This window comes from Nocardioides convexus (genome assembly GCF_011090295.1).
In genome coordinates this window covers 4,471,741-4,489,386 of the sequence record NZ_JAAMYA010000001.1, presented here as the reverse complement: position 1 = coordinate 4,489,386, position 17,646 = coordinate 4,471,741, and the positions used below count along the sequence as shown (strand labels likewise).

The 17,646-nt window shown below is 70.4% G+C and carries 23 protein-coding genes and 6 pseudogenes; 2 read left to right on the top strand and 27 right to left on the bottom strand.

The genetic code is table 11. The annotated features are described in order from the left end of the window. Positions 1-10 precede the first annotated feature (10 nt). Positions 11-307 (top strand): hypothetical protein, encoded by a 297-nt coding sequence (locus tag G5V59_RS33205; protein ID WP_278259285.1) that lies wholly within the window; start codon positions 11-13, stop codon positions 305-307. Here G5V59_RS33205 and dprA read toward each other — a convergent pair. From dprA to G5V59_RS33175, 6 genes and pseudogenes are all read right to left on the bottom strand, one after another. Continuing rightward, the gene (gene dprA, locus G5V59_RS33200; protein ID WP_278259284.1) at positions 283-984 is read right to left on the bottom strand and encodes a DNA-processing protein DprA; all 702 of its coding nucleotides are present in this window, start codon (positions 982-984) and stop codon (positions 283-285) included. The genes G5V59_RS33205 and dprA overlap by 25 nt on opposite strands. A 174-nt stretch (positions 985-1,158) precedes the next feature. Further along, positions 1,159-1,650 carry a hypothetical protein gene (locus G5V59_RS33195; RefSeq protein WP_278259283.1) on the bottom strand — a complete coding sequence of 164 codons (492 nt, stop codon included), beginning with the start codon at positions 1,648-1,650 and terminating at the stop codon, positions 1,159-1,161. Positions 1,651-1,723: 73 nt separating this feature from the next. After that, positions 1,724-1,825: pseudogene (locus G5V59_RS33190) on the bottom strand (ATP-binding protein); the annotation flags it as partial. A gap of 88 nt (positions 1,826-1,913) precedes the next feature. Beyond that, positions 1,914-2,066, bottom strand: a pseudogene (locus tag G5V59_RS33185) (ATP-binding protein); the annotation flags it as partial. Positions 2,067-2,175: 109 nt separating this feature from the next. Further along, positions 2,176-2,262 (bottom strand): annotated as a pseudogene (locus G5V59_RS33180) (ATP-binding protein); the annotation flags it as partial. Positions 2,263-2,290: 28 nt separating this feature from the next. Then, on the bottom strand, positions 2,291-2,650 hold the full coding sequence (locus tag G5V59_RS33175; RefSeq protein ID WP_278259282.1) for a magnesium chelatase domain-containing protein: 360 nt from the start codon (positions 2,648-2,650) through the stop codon (positions 2,291-2,293). A gap of 564 nt (positions 2,651-3,214) precedes the next feature. Here G5V59_RS33175 and G5V59_RS33170 point away from each other — a divergent pair. Further along, entirely contained in the window at positions 3,215-3,634 is a 420-nt protein-coding gene (locus G5V59_RS33170; protein ID WP_278259281.1) for a helix-turn-helix domain-containing protein, read from the top strand. Between the two features lie 51 nt (positions 3,635-3,685). Here G5V59_RS33170 and G5V59_RS33165 read toward each other — a convergent pair whose 3' ends face one another. The 21 genes and pseudogenes from G5V59_RS33165 to G5V59_RS33060 all read right to left on the bottom strand — a co-directional run bounded on the left by G5V59_RS33165 (position 3,686) and on the right by G5V59_RS33060 (position 17,640). Continuing rightward, positions 3,686-4,228: a hypothetical protein gene (locus G5V59_RS33165; protein WP_278259280.1), complete on the bottom strand. Its 543-nt coding sequence runs from the start codon at positions 4,226-4,228 to the stop codon at positions 3,686-3,688. Positions 4,229-4,689: 461 nt separating this feature from the next. Continuing rightward, a pseudogene (locus G5V59_RS33160) lies at positions 4,690-5,230 on the bottom strand (HK97 family phage prohead protease). A 5-nt stretch (positions 5,231-5,235) separates the two neighbouring features. Continuing rightward, on the bottom strand, positions 5,236-5,685 hold the full coding sequence (locus tag G5V59_RS33155; protein ID WP_278259279.1) for a hypothetical protein: 450 nt from the start codon (positions 5,683-5,685) through the stop codon (positions 5,236-5,238). Beyond that, positions 5,597-6,409 carry a hypothetical protein gene (locus G5V59_RS33150; protein ID WP_278259278.1) on the bottom strand — a complete coding sequence of 271 codons (813 nt, stop codon included), beginning with the start codon at positions 6,407-6,409 and terminating at the stop codon, positions 5,597-5,599. Before G5V59_RS33150 ends, G5V59_RS33155 begins: the two co-directional genes overlap by 89 nt. 13 nt (positions 6,410-6,422) lie before the next feature. Then, positions 6,423-6,704 carry a hypothetical protein gene (locus tag G5V59_RS33145; RefSeq protein ID WP_278259277.1) on the bottom strand — a complete coding sequence of 94 codons (282 nt, stop codon included), beginning with the start codon at positions 6,702-6,704 and terminating at the stop codon, positions 6,423-6,425. A 702-nt stretch (positions 6,705-7,406) separates the two neighbouring features. Then, positions 7,407-8,378, bottom strand: a complete 972-nt coding sequence (locus G5V59_RS33140; protein WP_278259276.1) for a 2OG-Fe(II) oxygenase — start codon at positions 8,376-8,378, stop codon at positions 7,407-7,409. Continuing rightward, positions 8,375-8,533 (bottom strand): hypothetical protein, encoded by a 159-nt coding sequence (locus G5V59_RS33135; RefSeq protein WP_278259275.1) that lies wholly within the window; start codon positions 8,531-8,533, stop codon positions 8,375-8,377. The genes G5V59_RS33140 and G5V59_RS33135 overlap by 4 nt, the downstream gene beginning before the upstream one ends. After that, complete coding sequence (locus tag G5V59_RS33130) at positions 8,524-9,156, bottom strand: hypothetical protein (protein WP_278259274.1); 633 nt, start codon at positions 9,154-9,156, stop codon at positions 8,524-8,526. The genes G5V59_RS33135 and G5V59_RS33130 overlap by 10 nt, the downstream gene beginning before the upstream one ends. A 160-nt stretch (positions 9,157-9,316) precedes the next feature. Then, complete coding sequence (locus tag G5V59_RS33125; RefSeq protein WP_278259273.1) at positions 9,317-9,535, bottom strand: hypothetical protein; 219 nt, start codon at positions 9,533-9,535, stop codon at positions 9,317-9,319. A 191-nt stretch (positions 9,536-9,726) separates the two neighbouring features. Beyond that, positions 9,727-10,137: a hypothetical protein gene (locus G5V59_RS33120; protein ID WP_278259272.1), complete on the bottom strand. Its 411-nt coding sequence runs from the start codon at positions 10,135-10,137 to the stop codon at positions 9,727-9,729. Next, complete coding sequence (locus tag G5V59_RS33115) at positions 10,134-11,543, bottom strand: recombinase family protein (RefSeq protein WP_278259271.1); 1,410 nt, start codon at positions 11,541-11,543, stop codon at positions 10,134-10,136. The genes G5V59_RS33120 and G5V59_RS33115 overlap by 4 nt, the downstream gene beginning before the upstream one ends. Before the next feature lie 36 nt (positions 11,544-11,579). After that, positions 11,580-12,218: a YraN family protein gene (locus G5V59_RS38285; RefSeq protein ID WP_341351092.1), complete on the bottom strand. Its 639-nt coding sequence runs from the start codon at positions 12,216-12,218 to the stop codon at positions 11,580-11,582. Positions 12,219-12,346: 128 nt separating this feature from the next. Beyond that, complete coding sequence (locus G5V59_RS33100) at positions 12,347-12,517, bottom strand: hypothetical protein (protein ID WP_278259269.1); 171 nt, start codon at positions 12,515-12,517, stop codon at positions 12,347-12,349. Beyond that, positions 12,466-14,127, bottom strand: coding sequence for a pilus assembly protein TadG-related protein (locus tag G5V59_RS33095; protein WP_278259268.1), 1,662 nt, complete (start codon positions 14,125-14,127; stop codon positions 12,466-12,468). Before G5V59_RS33095 ends, G5V59_RS33100 begins: the two co-directional genes overlap by 52 nt. Then, a complete protein-coding gene (locus G5V59_RS33090; protein ID WP_278259267.1) occupies positions 14,061-14,372 on the bottom strand; it encodes a hypothetical protein in 312 nt (103 codons plus the stop codon). Before G5V59_RS33090 ends, G5V59_RS33095 begins: the two co-directional genes overlap by 67 nt. Next, complete coding sequence (locus tag G5V59_RS33085) at positions 14,260-14,595, bottom strand: TadE/TadG family type IV pilus assembly protein (protein WP_341351091.1); 336 nt, start codon at positions 14,593-14,595, stop codon at positions 14,260-14,262. Before G5V59_RS33085 ends, G5V59_RS33090 begins: the two co-directional genes overlap by 113 nt. A 155-nt stretch (positions 14,596-14,750) precedes the next feature. Beyond that, positions 14,751-14,915, bottom strand: a complete 165-nt coding sequence (locus G5V59_RS33080) for a hypothetical protein (protein WP_278259265.1) — start codon at positions 14,913-14,915, stop codon at positions 14,751-14,753. Further along, positions 14,912-15,250 carry a hypothetical protein gene (locus G5V59_RS33075; RefSeq protein ID WP_278259264.1) on the bottom strand — a complete coding sequence of 113 codons (339 nt, stop codon included), beginning with the start codon at positions 15,248-15,250 and terminating at the stop codon, positions 14,912-14,914. The genes G5V59_RS33080 and G5V59_RS33075 overlap by 4 nt, the downstream gene beginning before the upstream one ends. Continuing rightward, complete coding sequence (locus G5V59_RS33070; RefSeq protein ID WP_278259263.1) at positions 15,247-16,005, bottom strand: hypothetical protein; 759 nt, start codon at positions 16,003-16,005, stop codon at positions 15,247-15,249. Before G5V59_RS33070 ends, G5V59_RS33075 begins: the two co-directional genes overlap by 4 nt. Before the next feature lie 636 nt (positions 16,006-16,641). Beyond that, a pseudogene (locus G5V59_RS33065) lies at positions 16,642-16,951 on the bottom strand (DUF2469 domain-containing protein). A gap of 9 nt (positions 16,952-16,960) precedes the next feature. Continuing rightward, positions 16,961-17,640 (bottom strand): annotated as a pseudogene (locus tag G5V59_RS33060) (ribonuclease HII). Positions 17,641-17,646: the final 6 nt, after the last annotated feature.

Below are 17,646 nucleotides of genomic sequence, written 5' to 3'. Positions count from 1 at the left end.
CTCATCGTAGGTGCGCGAGCGCGGCTCATCCCCGGCCTCGCACGGTGAGTCGCCAGCCGGTGGGCGCCACCTCGACGAGCCCGTTCTCGGCGAGGGCGAGCAGCAGGCGGCGCACCTCCGCCACGCCGAGGCCGGCGACCCGGGCGACCGACTCCGCGGACACCGGCGTGGCGACGGGTACGGCGTCCAGGACCTGCCGGGCGCGAGGCGACAGGCCGTCGCGGGGCTGCTCGGGAGCGCGCGGCTCGGGCGCGAGGTCGGCGCCCGCGATCCCGACCAGGCTCAAGGATCTCCTCCGGCGAGGTGACCAGCGCGGCGCTCCCCCGCCGGATGAGCCTGGTGGACGCCCTGCGAAGCGGCACTGGTGAGCGGGCCGGGGACGCCCATCACCACGCGGTTGAGACGCTCGGCCCAGGTGCTCGTGTTGAGCGCGCCGCTGCGGAGGGCCGCCTCGACCACGACGGTGCCCCGCCCGAGAGCCGCGATCAGCCGGTTGCGAGCGAGGAAGCGCATCCGGAAGGGCGCGGCACCCGGCGGGGCCTCCGAGACGATCGCGTGGGACTCGCCGAGGTGACGCAGGAGGTCCCGGTGCTGGGCGGGGTAGGCCCGGTCGACGCCGCACGCGAGCACCGCGACAGTCGGCGCACCGGCGTTGAGCGCGCCACGGTGAGCGGCGTAGTCGATCCCGAAGGCCGCGCCGCTGACCACCGGCCGGCCGGCGGCGCCCAGGCCGGCGGCGGACTCGGCGGCCACCTGGTCGCCGTACGACGTGGACGAGCGGGATCCCACCAGCGCCACCGACTCCCCGAGCCGGTCCAGCCGGAGCGGGCCCCGCACCCACAGTCCGACCGGCACGCCGCCGCGCTCGTGGAGCATGCCTGCCCGGTCGAGGTCGGCGACCTGGGTGGGCCACTCCCGGTCGCTCGGTACGACGAACCGGATCCCCCGTCGCGCGGCGTGCTCCAGCACCCGCTCGATCTCCACCTCGGCCAGGCGGTCGGCGACCGCCGTGAACTGCTCCCGCAGGTCCGGGTGCTCCTCCAGCGCCTCCAGGAACCGGACGGGGCCGAGACTCGCGGGTGAGGCCGAGGGCGCGCACGTCGCCCGGCTCGGTGACGATGCTGATCGTCGCCCGGGCGAGACGGTCGTCGTCGAGGCTCATGCGACTCCCTGCCCGTCCCGCGCGTCGGATCCCGGACCGGCGGGCGTGGCACGGGAGCGGGAGGAGGGAGCCTCCGAAGGAGCGCGGCCCTCGCCCGAGGCCACTGGGCGGCCTGGTCGGCGGGGGCCGTCGCGGAGGTCGGCGAGGTCCAGGGGCAGCCCGGCGCGCAGCCGGAGCGCGGTCTCGGCGTCGGCGAGCCCGGGCTCGTGGTCGCGCCCGTCGCGGACCGAGCGCAGGTCGGCGACGGTCCAGGCGACCCGCTGGACCCGGACGACACCGCGGGCGGAGAGCCGACCGCGGCGGGCCTCGTCGGCGATCAACCGCTGGGCCGAGCGGGTGAGGGGCCAGGTGTCCTCCAGCCGCGGACCCGGCAGGCTGGGCGTTGAGGCGCCAGGGCCGCTCGGCGTAGCGCCGGGCCTGGCGGTCGCGGGCGCCGGCGACCCGCTCCCGGACGGCGGCGGAGGGCTCGGGCGGGCGGAACGGGTCATGGCTGGCGAGCGTGGCGGGCTGCACGTTGCGCACGATGTCGATGCGGTCGGCGACGGGACCGGTGAGCCGGGCCTGGTAGGTGCGTCGGACCCGCTCGGCGCACCCGCAGCGGTTGGTGCCGGCGAACGCCGTCCAGGCGCCGCAGGGACACGGGTTGCTGGCGAGCACCAGCATGCCGCCGGCCGGGAGGGTGACCGAGCTCGTCACGCCGGGCGATGGTGATGTCGCCGCTCTCCAGGGGTTGGCGCAGCGCCTCGATCACGTCGGCGCGGAAGAGCGGGAACTCGTCGAGGAAGAGCACCCCGCAGTGCGCCCGGCTCAGCGCCCCGGGCTGGACCCGGCCGGACCCGCCGCCGACCACGCTCGCCTTGCTGGCGTCGTGGTGGGGCGCGACGAAGGGCGGCCGCAGGACCATCCCGGCGCCGGGGTCGAGCACGCCGGCGAGGGAGTGGAGGGCGGTCAGGCTCGAGGGACTCCTCACGGGTGAGGTCCGGCAGCAGGGTGGGGACCCGCTCGGCGAGGCTGGTCTTCCCGCAGCCCTTGGCGCCGGACAGGAGGAGCGCGTGACCACCGGCGGCGGCGACCTCGGCGGCGTACTTCTCGTCCTCCATGCCGCGCAGGTCGGCGAGGTCCAGGTCGTCACGCCGCTCGTCGCCGCGCCAGGCGAGCAGTCTGCGCGCCCGAGGTCTCGGCGACGGGCGGCGCCTCGGGCGCGTGCTCCCCGAGGAGGGTGGCGACCACCTGCGAGAGCGAGCGGACCCCGATCACGCCGAGACCGGCGACCATCGCGGCCTCGTCGGCCTGGGGCTCGGGGACGAAGATCCGCCGGATGCCGCGCTCGTGGGCGGCCAGGCTCATCGGGAGCACGCCGACGGCCGGGCGCAGCCCACCGACGAGCGTGAGCCTCCCGACGAAGGCGGTGCGGTCGAGCTCGGCCTCCTCGACCTGGCCGTCGGCGGCGAGCACGCTGACGGCCATCGCCAGGTCGAACGTCAACATTCGACACACCTAGCCACAGGAGCCACCGATGACCACGGCCAAGAAGACCACCCACAAGGCAGCGAACCAGCCGACCCGGTCCGCAGGCACTCGTGCCACCAAGGCTGCCACGCCCCCCGCCCGCCAAGGCAGCCCGGAGCACCCTCGGGTCGTTCGATGGAGCCGACGTTGCCACGCACAAGTGCGCTGGCGCGTGTGGCCTGCGACTGCCCGTGAAGAAGTTCCCGACCGTGACGGGGACGACCTTCCGAGTGGCCGAGTGCCGATCGTGCCGCGACACTCGCACCAAGGGGGCGAAGTGATGACGAGCAGCCTCGGTATCGCGCGCCTCGTCGCGTGGGCCGTCGGGATGGCTGGATTGGTCATCGTCGCCGCTCCGGCCCCGGAGGCGGCCGCCTGCCGCCCCGCCGCGACGCCGCAGGGGTATGCCGCATGCGAGGGCCTGTGGTGGCACCAGACGCAGACGGTTCGGCCCAGCCGCTGTCACCGAACCAGTAAGGCGAAGTGCCGGAAGCACGTGCGGCTGGCACACAACATCGAGAGCAAGCGAGGAACGAAGTGACTGTGTGGACCGTGAACCGAGCCGAGGGCATCGCCGTCGCGGCGTCTGTGCCGGTGATGTCGAAAGGAGACCTCGTGGCGACTCTGACGCCCCTGTGGGACGACGACAGCGGCGTGCGGGTATCCGTGGACTGGCTCATGGCGGACGATCTGTCCGCCGACGGAGCGCGCGCGCTCGCGGATGCACTGCGCCACGTGGCGGACCTGCCCCTACCGGGGGGCGATAGCGCGCCACGGCGCGCCCCTGGCACGGGCTGGGTCGGCATCGACCACCTGCTCACCCCTGACGAGGCAGCCGAGTTCCTGCGCGTATCGCGCTGGACCCTCAACAGCCTGCGACGCAGCGGCGACATCTGCGGCGTCCGCATTGGAGGCTCTTGGCGCTACGACCCCGACGACCTCGCCGCGCTCAAGAGCCGGTAGCGAAGAGAAACTGCCCCGAGGATCGGCGTTGATCCTCGGGGCGGTGCGGCTTCAGACGAGTTCCGCGAGTCCTTGCAGGAACGTGCCGAGCACCGTGAACAACAACCCCCACGTTTCCCAGTTGAACGCGACGGCGTCGACCTTCGCCGCCTCGTTCTCTGCGGCCTCCATGCGCGTGCTGAGGGTCCGGACCCCTTCATCTATGTCCAACCGCAACCGGTCGATGCGGCCGCCGAGATCGTGAATGTTTGTGTCGACCAAACTCCGGAGGCCCTGTAGCGACCGCTCCAGTGCCTCGATGCGCTGTTCGGCCGTGAGCGGCCCAGCCGTTCCCACCCCGCTTGACGTCACAGATACAGAGCCGACAACAAGACCACTGACGGTCGCATCGACTTGAATCGTCTGAGCTGGCGGTTTGCCGAACACTGCGTGCTTGGCCGCGCGCGCGATTCGCCGACTGCGCACCAGGCCTCGGTACCACGGAGTATCGAGTTGGCGCGTCGCGAGGATGGTGTAGAGGCTCCAGACGGTGCATCCCAGCCCGACTGCAACACAGCCGAATCCGACGGCCCTCAACCATGTGTCCATGTCCACGGGAGTCATCCTGCCGGGGAGTCACCCGCCTCGTACGCAGACCGCCCCGAAGATCGCTGTTGATCCTCGGGGCGGTCTGTCTGCCCGTCGCGGTCGTTCTGGGCCGCGAGCGGGCGATACCCGGCGCTGGTGGATCTGGGCGGCCTGGAATGGACCGCTCCCCACCATCGCTCCCCATGCTGGCCGGGATGAACCTCAAGGCTTTGCTTCCTTGGCACCGGTCGGGGTGACGTTGACGCCGAGGCGTTCGTTACGCCCAGGGATTCAGACCTGCGACGGCCACGAGTCGGGCGATCCAGCGGCCCTTCTCCGCGACCTCCTCTGAACCTCCGTGGTACTCGATGGCGCGTCGCATGCGACCCACCCTGCGGTCCCGCTCGCCGGGCAAGTCGGCAATGCCTGCGTTCACGAGGCCGGCGTCGGAGGTCGTGCATGTCACCGACGCGGCGAGCCGGATCGGGTCACCCACGGGCGGCCACCTCCAGCCGGGCCGCGTAGACGGCAACGGGGTGCCGAGCATGTGCCTTGACCTCCAGGATCTCGGTGGCCTGGTTCGCGCCAATGGGCACGACCGACACTTCGTAGAGATCGAGCTCGAGCAGGTGGTTGCCGTCCGGCCTCGATGCTTCGGCCAGGACGTCGTACGCGAACGACATCTGTCCGACCCGGCCGCTCTTGAGCAGTCGGAACACCTGGGCCGCCTTCGGGTTGTCGAGGTCCAGCCTGCGCCTCGACGCGGAGACCGTGATCGTCCTCGGACGCCGTGACCACGAACCCGATGTTGCTGAACGGGTCGTTGAAGTCGTGGCCCCACAAGACCGGGATTGGATCGCCCCGCTCCGCCCATCGCGCGAGCGTCTTGCGGAACGCCCCACGCTCCACAATGTCGCCGTAGGAGTCGACATTGCCGAACACCGACGCGTATCCGACGAACACGCCATCCCCAAGGCCGTCCTCGGGGCCGGACGCCTTGACCGAGAAGACGGCGGTCTTGCGGTCCATTCGGCTCATGCCGCCGTGTGCGTGATCTTGGTGATGAACCCCGGACGGTTGACGACGGGCAGCACCCGCTCCTCCACGACAACGGTGGTGCGGTTGTAGATCAGGTCGTCCCCTGTGTGGCCGACCTTCACGTCGAGGCCGCCGAGCGTGTAGAAGGTGCCGAAGCCGCCGGTGACGAGGTAGACGGTGCCCGTCGCCACGGCAGGCGTAGCGATGAGGGGAACGCCGTGAATCTGCGTCGGCGTCGCCGCGAAGGGGTCCGCGTGGTACACGCCAGACGTGTTTGCCTTCGACATCCGGATGGCCGTGAGGTCGATGGGGTTGAGCAGAACGCTCGTCGGCTTCAGGTCGTTGATGGTGGTGCTGTCACCGATCTCGGTGGCGATGATGTCGAGCAGGTCGGCCGTAAGCCCGGACGCGGTGAGGATGCCCGACGTGGCGTTGATCGTGTCCATGATGAGCTTTGTTCTCGCGCGCCAGGACGGCGCGGACCACGGACATCTGAACCGCCTGCACCATGAACGGTGCGTCCGTGCTCATCTCGGTGGTCAGGCTGTAGCGCGTCGCAATCTTGACCATGCTGGAGTCGTGAGGCGTGTACGTGATGCCGGACTCGGGCTTGAGGCCACCTTCGGCAACGATGTCCACGTCCCCGGCCTCGGGGTTGGTCATGCTGTACCAGCGCTCCGACGGCCCCTTGGCCTCCGTCACGAGGAACAGGTCACGGAGGGCCGTGGCTGCCTGCGGCTCCGGTGCCGTTACGACACTCTCGCCCGCCGGGGGCAGGTTCAGCGGCGTGGTCACCATCGCCGCCTTGAGGTGCTTGGACGCGAGCGGGACAGTGACGGCGTAGTTGGTCTTCTGGCTCACGGCGTCGGCGAGCGCCTTGGCCTCCGCCGTCGTGAACAGACCTGTGCGACCGCTGAGGCCCGGGTCGTTGGTCAGTGGCTCGGCGTTCCCCATTGAGTCGAGCGCCCGGAACAGGTCAGCGGACTTGGCGGCCTTCGCGAGCAAGTCGTTGACGTCATCGAGTTCGGTCAGGATGGCCTCGACGCGGGTGGCCTCGTCCGACGTGAGGTCGCGCGTCGCGGCCTTCGCGCCGTCGGTGATCACGCGCGCCTCGTCAAGGAGGGCCGACTTGCGCTCGGCGAGGGTCGGGGCGTTCTTGGTCATCGTCATGGAATGGGTCTCCTCAGTTCGTGTGGTTGGTAGCAGCGGCCAGCCGGTCGTCGTATGTGTCGGCGCTGATGCCACGTGGCTCGGGGCGCGGTCCCCACTTCGTCACCAGGGCGTCGTAGTGGCTCTTGACCGTGGCCGTGTAGCGGGCCGCCAGGCGCTTCTCGTCGCGGGTGAGCAGCCGGTCCTTCGTTCGGTCCGCCAGGTCGGCGGACGCCTTGCACGCGGCATCGACCTCGGCAGGTGACCGGTATCCGCCCGGGGTGGCGAAGTGCTCGCGGGTCAGCGCGTAGGTCACGTCGTCGTGGATGGTCTCGGGGGTCGTGGCGTGGTCGGTCACAGGATGGGCCTCTCCGGGGCAACGGCGTGGATGAATGCAGCACCGCGACGGCTCGCCCGGAGAATCTCGACAGGCGATGTGGGGTGCTGGTGGTACGTGGGGTGGATGCCAACCCCGGAGGGATCGGGCGGATGACCGGCCCGATTTCCCGAGTGTGGGCTGAGATGTTGTGCGGCGCAAGCCGCGCTGCCGAGCGGGAGCCGCGCTCGCGCGCGCGACCCCCCGTGCGGCAGGCCGGGGGGAAACGAACCACTACCTGCGGAGGGGTCCGCCCTCGCGCCTCGCAGTGATCGGAACGCCCCTACCCCGGTGGGGTGGACCCGGTAGGCCGCTCGACGCCGTTGACCGTCACGGGTGGCCCTGGGGCCGGGTGGGCGGCTGTTCGTCGCGCTCGTGGCCTGCTCGCGCCCCGTAACGGGGTGGCCCCCGTCCGGGCAGGCGTCAACGTGGACATGGTTCGGGATCGCCGTCACGAGTCCGCCCGGCATTCGTGGCACAGGCGGTGGTCCCCGCGCTCGTGACGCCGCGTCGCTGCTTTGCGCCACATCAGCCAGTCACCGTAGTGCTTGAAACAGAGCCGCATGCCATGCCCAGAGGCTCCAGCAATCAGGTGCCACGGCGGTTCTCCGCACACCTCGCACCTCCATGGACGGATTGCGCTCACCGTGCAACCTCCCCGAAGCCAAGCCAGATGATCCGGCGGCCCTGAGTGATCGGCATGACCTCGTGTGGTGTCGTGGCCGTGAATCCCGCGACATCGCCTGGGCCGAGCGGGACGGACTGCCCGTTGACGACGAGGGTGCCGCCAGCGAAGTCCTCGAGATCTGACACGAGCACCGAGAACGAGACGGTGCGATCCCACGTGTTCGGCATCGTCGGCACGTGATCGGCGTGCAGTTCGAACGCGTCGCCCGGACGGTACTCGGTGATGGCGGTCTGCCAGGCGGAGACGGGGAGTCGGTATGCGCGTCCGACGAGTCGGAGCAGTTCCCCGGCAGCCGTCGTGTACGGGTCGGGCGGTGTTACCCACTTGCGCTTCAGGCCACGACGGCCCGGGATGACCTGCCCGGCGTTCGTGTCCAGGTGTCGGCGGAACATGGCGCGCTCGTCGATGGTCAGGACGTTGGGCAGGTGGATCGGATCTGCGACAGGCACGTGTGGCATCGGAACGTCAGGGCCGTCAACGACCTCGACTGGCACTCCGTAGCGGGCGGCCAGTTGGTCAGCGACGGGCAACAACCAAGGGGCTACGCGAAGCCCGCGGAGAAATCCCGAGGTAACGACAACAGATCCGTGTCCCGCGTAGAACGGGTGCTCGTCCTCATGCCATTCGTGTGCGTCGATGGTGGCCGACGCGTGGGGACTGTGCAACCAGGCCGAGGAGAGCGGCCCGTGGTCCTGTCCGCTCCATGCGTGGGCGGGCTCCATAAGTTTGCCGTAGGCCGAGATGCAGGACCGGCGTGCGCGCTCGGGTGCAACGAGGAACACCTCGGGCACGTCCCCGTGGGCGAGGCGGTCGCGTAGCCGTCGCTCGGCAGCCTCGGCGCGGGCGATGCCAGCAGCGGCGGCCATCGTCGTCGGCATGTCGCGGAACGGCAGTGCCGCGACGCGATAGTGGCGCTGGAAGTTCATTGGTTCTCCTGTCGTGTGCGTGTGATCGCCTCGCGGCATCGACGGATCGCGTCACGTCGACGCAAGGCATCGAGCTCGGGATGCTCGGTGTCCGGCACTAGGTCGCCGTCCGGCGCGCGGCGCAGCGGCGTGCCGTCGTCGTCGGTCAGTCCCACATCGACTTCCTGCGGCCGACGCGGATCACGTTGACGATGGCGGAGTCAGGGAGGCGGTCGAGCATCGCTTCGGCGGTCGTCTCTTCGTGGCCTTCCCAGCCGCCGATGGCGGTCTCGATGGCGTCGAGTCGCGCAGCATCATCGTCGCGGCGCACCGGCCCCGCCGGTGCCGCACCGTAGGTGCGGAATGAGTTCTGTGAGTTCCTGAGTTTTCGTCCCACAGTGGGATCGCCAGCAGTCGATCTGGGATCGCTAGCGGCCCAAGTGGGATCGCTAGGTCCGGTCTGCGATCCCACAGTGGGATCGCAGGCTTGCGTTCCCAAGGCGGGATCACAAGATCCGCCGAGGACGATGCGGTAGACCGTCGCACGGGTGCCCGCCCCTGGCGTTATGACCTCCAGCCATCCCTTTGCCACTAGGCCATCCATCGCGCGTTGAGCGCGCCTGCTCGGCAGCCCCGTCCCGCCTTTGAGGATCTTGCGGGGAACCCACACCGCGTCGAGGCCGTGAGGGCGGTTCACCCAGTAGCGGAACGCGTGAAGCGCGAGGCGCTCATCCGCAGCGAGGGTCGAATCCCAGATCGCGGTATCGAGTGCGTTCCTCGCCGCATAGTCCGGTGTCACGACTGACCCCCCGGGGCCAGAACCGCGCGCGCCCCGGCAGCGATAGCAAGAGCCAGGGCGCGCTCGTCCGCAGTCAGGTCGGGATCATCGCGGACGGCGGCCTCCCACCGATCGAGTTCGACCGCATCGACGGGCAGACGGAGGGCCACGCCGCGCCGCCTCACTCGGCACCGCCTCTAAGCAGGCTGGCGACGCGGTCGCGCTGCTCGTCGGTGAGTGGAGGCAGTTGAGAGAGGGTGGATCGCACGTGATCCGCAAGGCGCTCGGCCCGAAGGTCTCGACGCGCATCGGGCAGGTCGGGGTGGTTCGGGTCGTATTTCGTAAGGCTCGCGACGCGCGAGCGCAGGCGGCGCGAGACAGGGCTGAATTCGGCAGCCATCGGCTAGATGTCCTCCGGGGCATGGTGAAACCACGCGGCCCGGTGGGACCGACCTGCCGTGTCTACTCAACGCCGGACACGATGGCTCGTAGACGTCGTTTCCAACGACTACGTAGGTGGACGATACCCGACGATCCGAGGAGCACCGAGCAGCGGCGGTTTACGACACCCGAGATATATCGAAGCGCCAGTCAGCATCGAGGGACATCACCTCGCGCACGAGCCTGCTCTAGGTTCGCCCGCTTGAGCGGAAGGTTCCGCCGACACGTCGGGCAGCGGAATGCGTACGTCCCGAAGCGTTCCTCCGCTGCGTTGTCGGCGACGTAGTTAGCAAGATCCCCGTGGTGCGACATCGGCCGTCCGTCAACGTCGCGCACACGGTCATCCTCGATCAGGTGCGCACTGACACCTGCTGCCATGTCGACGTGGAGCATCTCGACCCATTCGTTCCAAGCCTCGATATCGCCGCTGTTATAGATCGGCCCCGGCCCAGCGGCGATGGTCTCGGTCAGTGCTTCCCATCGGAACCGCCGCAGGCGTCGCTCTTTGTGCGTTCCGCGACCCGTGCAGAGGAACTGCACGAAGCGGCGCTTGGCGGTCACGCGGAAACCGCCTCGCGGCCACGGATGACGACAGACGAGAGGTCCGTGTACGGCATTCCCGCCACCCAACCCGGCGGGCGGCCCCGGCGACCCCGGTTGATTGTGACGGTAACGAGCGCCGCCAGGACGGCGCGCTGGCGGTCGAGCGTGGCCGTGTCGAACGCGGCGGCCGGGTCGGGCGCGGCCAGTAGGTCACCGAATGCACTCCCCCGCCAACGTGCCGCCTCGCGCTCCGCGATGACCGCCACCTCCGCCTCAATCCGCTGGGTTGCCTCGCGCAGTTGCCGTCCGGTGATGTCCCCGGCCGCGTAGTCCGCCTCAAAGACCGTCAGACGGTTGCGCAGTTCGGCCGTTCGGAGCCGGTCGTCCTCGACCTCTGTGGCGTCCGCGGGGTCCGGCCGCAGCCGCTCGCGGAGTCCCGGATCATTCAGGTACTCGCGAACGACGGCGGTGACGTACTCGTCAACGTTCGGCTGGTTCCGCGTCACGTGGTTGTTGTCGCGGCAGCGGTAGACCTTCCTGCCCTTGGATCCAGTGACGATCAGCCCATCCCCACAGTCTCCGCACCTGTAGATGCCTGAACCTAGCCACCTGCGTTCCGGTCCTGGCGTAGTGCGGCGCGATGGGTCAGTCAGAACCGCCTGGCAGGCGCGCCATTCGGCCTCAGAAACGATGCTCGGCCATGCTCCGGGGCCGATGACATCACCAGCGGACTCCACCAGACCGGCATTCCGAGCGCGCTGCAGAACCCGCCGCACCCGCGTCGCGTTGAACGGTCGGCCCTTCGTCCCGATCATCCCGGCAGCCGTCCATTCGCGCGCAATGGCCGCAAGGGACCGACCGGCCAGCAGATCACGCGTTGCCTGGCGCACAAGGTCGGCCTCGGCAGGGCGCAGCGTCACGCCGTCGGCCTCGTATCCGAAGGGTCGGGGGCCGCCCCGATAGCGGCCCTCCGCTACCGCCTGGGCCTTGGCCCGGCGCGCCCGCTCGGAGGTGCGTTCAGCCTCGGCCGCGTCCCACGCGGCCACGGTGATCGCCAGTGCCCGACCGTCGGCGGTGGTGAGGTCATGGCTGCCCGAGACAACGGTCTCGATCCGAAGTCGCCCAGCATTCGCCCGCTCAATGAGGTTCAGCCACTCCAGTGGCCGTCGCGTAAGGCGCGAGTTTGAATAGGCGAGGATCACGGCGGCCTCGCCCGCGTCGATGGCCGCCAGCATGGCCTTGTACTGCGGCCGGGGCTTAGTGCTCAACGTCGATGCGGACACGTCGTTCTCAACGTAGACGCGGGCGACGTCCAGGCCGAGGCGTGCGGCGAGCGCGCGGCAGTCTGCTTCCTGCCGCCGGACTCCGAGTTCACGCCCCTCGGGGTCATTGCTGATCCGGCAGTAGATGACGGCGCGTTCCACAGTTCTTGCTCCCTCGGTAGTAACTGATCTAGTGTGTCATATCGTTCCGTTCGATAGGTCGAACTGCGTGCCGCTCTTCTGCAGGTCGGCCGGTGAGAGCAGGATCGTGGTGCGCTTGGTGGCCGGCCACCGCAGGCCGCTGTTGACGATCGCCATCCGGACCCGGTCGACGCCCTCGCGCAGGGCAGCGTCGGCGCGCCCGACGACGGTCACCGTGGCCTGACCCGGTGAGACATCGGCCTGGACGTCGATGAGGTGGCCGCGGGCACCGTCGAGGGCCACGCAGTGCGTGGTCGCGACGGGCATCAGACCAGCCCCGGCACGTGCTCGACCACGGGCGCGCCGCGGCGGGGGCGGAGCACCGCGACCAGGTCCACCCGGATCCCCGACGGGCGGATCCCGTGCTCGGCGGCCCACCGCTCCCCCAGCCGTCGGAGCCGGTCGAGCCTTGGCGGCGGTGAGCGCCTCGTGCGGTGTGCCGGCGGCGGTGCTCGTGCGCGTCTTGACCTCGCACACGACCAGGGTCGAGCCGTCGCGGAGCACGATGTCGATCTCGCCGGCGGAGCACCGCCAGTTGCGGTCCAGGACCGCCAGCCCGAGGTCGCGGAGGTGGCGGGCGGCGCGCTCCTCGCCGTAGGCACCGATCGCCCGGCGGGCCTGTGCTGTGGTCGTCATGCACGGCAGCCTCACCGATCGGGGCGACCCGCGGCCGCTGCCCGCACCCCGTCTGTGGACGACCGGGCCTCGTCCACAGACGATGCCTTGCCAGGTGGACGCCGGGGTGACTCCTGAGGCGGCTGGGGTCAGCCGACGAGGCGGACGCCCTGACAGGTCGGGGTCGGGACCGCGAAGACGTCGGCGCCACCGACCTGGAGCCCGAGCATCTTCGACAGCGGCGTGATGATCGCGGTCTGCAGCGAGGTCAGCAGCGGGTTGAGCGAGGCGGCCACGCCGGACAGGACCGGGTTGAGCACGGTGCTGTAGAGCGGGTCGGCGTTGAGCACCAGGCTTGGTCTGGTTGCCCAGCAGCCCGTAGTTGATCGACATCTTCGTCGTACCGGTGGTCTGCGCGGTGGCCGGGCCGAGGATGACCCCGCTGCCGCTGCCTGCCGGGACCGTGTAGGCGCCGGGGATCGGGAGGGTGACCTCCTTGGAGTAAGACCCCGTCGGCGGCGCGTTGACGTTCACCGCCAACCCGGTGTCGAGTCTGGACCTCCGGCGGGTTGAGCAGGCTGCCGAGGCCGAGCACGCTCAGGATCTGGCCCAGCAGGCCGCCGCTGCCGAGCAACGGGACGGTGACCTTCACGTGCGCGCCGAGCGAGGCGTTGACGTTGATGTTGCCGACCATGGACGACGACAGAGCGACCTTGACGAAGTCCGGCCCCGCGGAGCCGCAGTGCACCGAGGCAAGGGTCGCGATCGCCCGGCCCACGTCGAGGTCCAGGGTCACCTTGGTCTCGTCGAGCCCGACGGCGACGTTCGCGAGCCCGAGGATCGAGACGTTGATGGACCGCGCCGGGATCGTCGCCGTGACCCGCAGCCGGACCTGCGCGGTCTCGGCCGGCTTGCGCTTGCAGCCCTGACGGGGAGACTCGATCACGGTCAGGGAGGTCGTCGTGCTCACCACCCCGGGCAGGCTGATCCCGAGGCTCGGCACGTTGACCGCGTGCCCCTCGTTGGCGACCAGGGCGGCACCGGTGACCAGGTCCAGCACGTTGATCTGGGTGTCGAGGGCCGAGGAGCCCGTCGGCGAGGCGTTGATCAGGCTGCCGATGGCGATCGTGGGCGTGCTCGCGGCGATGTTGATCGCCCGCAGGACCGACGCCTGGGCCAGCCTTGCCCTGTGAGTCGAGCACCTTGGCGGCCGCCACGAACAAACTTGCCGATGCTCACGTTGTCGAGCGCCAGCAGGCTCGTCGACGGTGCCGACGCCGAGGCCACCCACCTGGACGAGCGAGAGCAGGGAGATGTTGCTCGTCGCCAGCCCTTGGTAGCCGACCAGGTTGAGGTTCAGGCTGCTGCCGAGCAGCGCGTTCAGCAGCGGGTTGAGCAGCGTGCCCTGGTTGCTGTCCAGCGAGGCGACGTAGGAGCCGATCCGGAAGCAGGCCGACTCCTCCGACTCGGCGACCGCGTTCCTCGCGGCGGCGCCGGTCGCGACGCCGGTGAGACTCGTCGAAGGCGAAGTCCACGTCGGTGTCGGCGCGCACCCGCACCGCCGTCGGTACGTCGCTCGACCCCACCCGCGCGAACGAGCCGCTCCGCAGGCTCGCCGAGCTCCCAGCGCAGGTTCGGCGTGGAGCCGAGCGTGTCCCCGTTGCGCGCGAGGCTCTTGGCCATCTCGGTGTTCATCGTCGCCGTGAGCTTGGTCCGCGGTCCGTCCGTCCAGGTTGCGCGCCAGGTCCAGAGCGACCACGTCGGCGAGCGCCTGCATGTCGCGGCGCGCGGTGCGTTGCATGCCCAGGTCGACCGCGAACGCAGCGACGATCAGCAGCACGACGGTCAGCCCGACCGCCATGATCACGGCGGCCGCGCCGCGGTCGTCGCGACGGTGGCTCCCACGGCCCGGTGCGGGCCGGCGGAGCATCGAACCACCCTCGCCACGGCGGTGTACCGCAGGCGGTCCGGCAGGATCAGGCCGACACCTGGGACGGGCAGGAGCGGGTGGTCGTCGTAGGCGTAGTTGATGGTGACGCTCACGCACCGGACCGAGGCCGCCTCACCGGTGCAGGTGGCGACGGCGACGGTGCAGGTGCCGACGTTCGTGCCCTTGCGGGTCAGCGTGCCGTTGCTGCCGCACGAGACGCCGTAGGAGCCGAGGGCGTCGTTCATCGCGCGGGTCGCGTCGGTGACCTGGTTCGAGGTCTGCTGGCTCACCGCGGCGGCACGGGCGCCCTCGGCGGCGGCCTGGCTGATCGCCTGGCGGAAGCTCGAGCATGTAGCCGTAGGCGATGATGCCGAACACCAGGATCAACAGGAGCGGCATGATCAGGGCGAATCCCACCGCTGCCGCACCGCGCTGCGCGCGCCACCTTGTCGCCACTCGTCGCACCATCGGCCGGCCTCCCCGCCCTCGCTCCCATGACGCCTCCCGAGCGGCGGTTTTCGCAGGATAGTGGCGCTCGTCACCGCGGGGGAACGAATCCCGGGTGATTCTGCCCGTACGAACGGGACCGCCTAGCCCGTTCGGACTAGACCCCGCCACGCTGCTCATCCGACCAGTCGCGGACGGGCGCAGGTGACGCCCACGCCGTACACGTCGGCGCCGGCCAGGCGCAGGCCCACCATCCGGGCCACGGGGCCGATGAAGTCGTTGTTGATGTTGGCCACGAGCGGGGTCAGCGTCTTCTCCAGGAAGCCCTTGCCGCTGGTCACCAGCACGTCCACGATCGGGTTGGTGATCGCCGTGACCGCCGAGAGCGTGGCGCTCTTGGTGTTGAGCCTTCACCGACTTGACGGTCGGTACGACGGACGCGGTGTCCAGGTAGATCGAGGAGCCCGTCGAGATCGGCGTCTTGTCGTTCGGCGGGATCTTCAGGTCGGCCCGCGTGGTGCCCCCGCTGTTGGTCGTCCCGATGGTCAGCCGCACCTCCACCTCCAGCGAGATCTTGCTGCCGAGGGTGAGGATGTTGCCGAGCAGGTTCGTGAGCACCGAGGTCAGCCCGAGGCCGACCAGGTCGCTCAGGCTTCACGTCGGCGGCGATGCTCACGTCCGCATACAGCCTGGTACGTCGCCAGGCTGGTGCCGACCGAGACGCTCATCGTCGACGGGTCGGCCGCCGTGCCGTTGCCGCAGTGGATGGCCGGCGGGGCGACCAGCCGCCCGGTGCCCCCGCCCGCGGTGATCTGCAGCAGCCCGCTGCCCTTGGGGGTCTGCAGGGTGCCGAGGCCGGCGACGTTGAGGCTGGGCATGTTGGTGAAGAGCACCCCGACCGAGCCGTTGAGCCTGGGAGGTGTCGGCGACGGCCTGGGTGGAGTTGGGGGCGCCGCACGCGAGACCGGCGGCGGAGATGAGGTTGATGCCGCCGGTGTACTGGTAGCCGACGCCGGGGACCTGGCCCTGGATGTTGGGGACGCCGAGGAAGTGCTTGCCGTCGGCGAGGCGGGCGGAGGCGACGAGGTCCAGCACGTCGAGGTCGATCTTCATCGCGGCGGTGTCCGTCGGCGCCACGTGCAGCACGTCGCTGAGGTTGATCGCCCCGACGCTCGCGGTCACGGTCGAGGTGAGGATCTTGTTGAGCGCCTGGATCGCGACGGTGTTGTCGGTCGACTCGCGGCTGAGCGCGTCGATCGTGGCGCGGATCAGGGTCGCGTAAGCTGATCGAGCCTGCTCAGCAGCGCCTCCGGCGAGCCGACGTACGACGAGGCGACGAGTTCGTTCCAGCCGCACGTCCGCCACCGCGAGCCCCTGGTAGCCGACCAGGGTCAGCGAGACCCCGAGCAGGTCGCCGAGCGGCGCCAGCACGGTGCTGTCCCCCGAGCCGATCGCGGCGACGAAGGAGCCCAGCCGGAAGCAGGCGGTCCCCGAGGCTCTCCGCCGAGGCGGAGCGCTGCGCCGCACCGGCGTCGCGACCGGTCACGGCGGCGAAGCCGTAGGCGACCTGGGTGCGGGCGGAGACCCGGACCGCGGTGGGCACGCCGGAGGCCAGCTCCACGAACTGGCCGTTGCGCATCTGGCCGAGCCGGTAGGTCGGCCTGCGGCGTCGCGGTGCCGATCGCGTCGGCGTTGCGCGCGCTGCTGCGGCGCAGGCTCGGCGTCGACGGCCGGGCGTACGTCGGTGACGGTGCGGCCGTCGAGCTCGCGGGCCAGGTCGAGCGCGACCAGGTCGGCGATCGCCTGCATGTCGGAGCGCGCGACCCGCTGCACACCCAGGTCGACCACGAAGGCGGAGCCGAGCAGCATCACGACGAGCACGAACACCATCACCAGCGTGACGGCGCCCCGCTCGTCCTGCCGAGTCCCCCGACGCCGGAGCAACATGGCGCCTCCCCGCTGCCTGTCGCACGCGGACGGCGCTGCTTGCCGTCCTCGGCTACCTCGTCGGCAGGGCGGGCGCCGGCCGGAGCGGCACGGCGGGAATCGGGACGATGTCCCGCAGAGTCAGGACTTCGGCGACTCGAGGTCCGAGGTGGCGAGCTCCTCGACGTTCACGTCCTTGAACGTGAGCACCTTGACGTTCTTCGCGAACCGGGCCGGGCGGTACATGTCCCACACCCAGGCGTCGGTGATGGTCACCTCGAAGAAGACGTCCGTGCCCTCCGAGCGAGCCTTTACGTCGACCGAGTTGCACAGGTAGAACCGGCGGTCGGTCTCGACGACGTACTTGAAGATCCCGGCGACGTCGCGGTACTCCCGGTAGAGGTTCAGGCTCCTGCTCGGTCTCGTACTTCTCGAGGTCCTCGGCGCTCACGGGGCGACTCTAGCCCTCTCCCCCTGGCAGCGGCTCCAGCCCGGCCGCGCGTCGTACGTTGACGAAGCGCATGCGGTGCACCGGCGAGGGCCCGTGCTCCTCCAGCGCCGCGCTGTGGGTCGCGGTGATGTAGCCCTTGTGCGTCCGGAAGTCGTACGCCGGCCACTGGCCGTCGAGCCTCGACCATGATCCGGTCGCGGGTGACCTTGGCCAGCACCGACGCCGCCGCGACGCAGGCCGCGACCCGGTCGCCCTTCCACATCGCCACCCCCGGGACCCCGAGACCGTCGACGGGGAAGCCGTCGGTGAGCACGTACGACGGTGCGACGGCCGGCTTCGCCACCGCGCGCCGCAGCGCCTCGACGTTCGCGACGTGCATGCCCAGCCGGTCGCACTCCTCGTGCGACATCACCACCACCGACCAGGCCAGCGCACGCTTGACGACCTGCTCGTAGCAGCGCTCGCGGGCGGCGGCGGTGAGCAGACTTGGAGTCGGCGAGGCCGGGCACGATCCCGGCCTTGCCGGGCGGCAGGATCGCGGCGCCGGCGACCAGCGGACCGGCGCACGCGCCGCGGCCGGCCTCGTCGACACCGGCGATCGGCTCGAGACCGTGGCGGCGCAGCGCCCGCTCGTAGCCGTAGATGCCGGCGTCGCGCCGGACGGTGGCTCCCTTCGGCAGGACGGACATGACCCG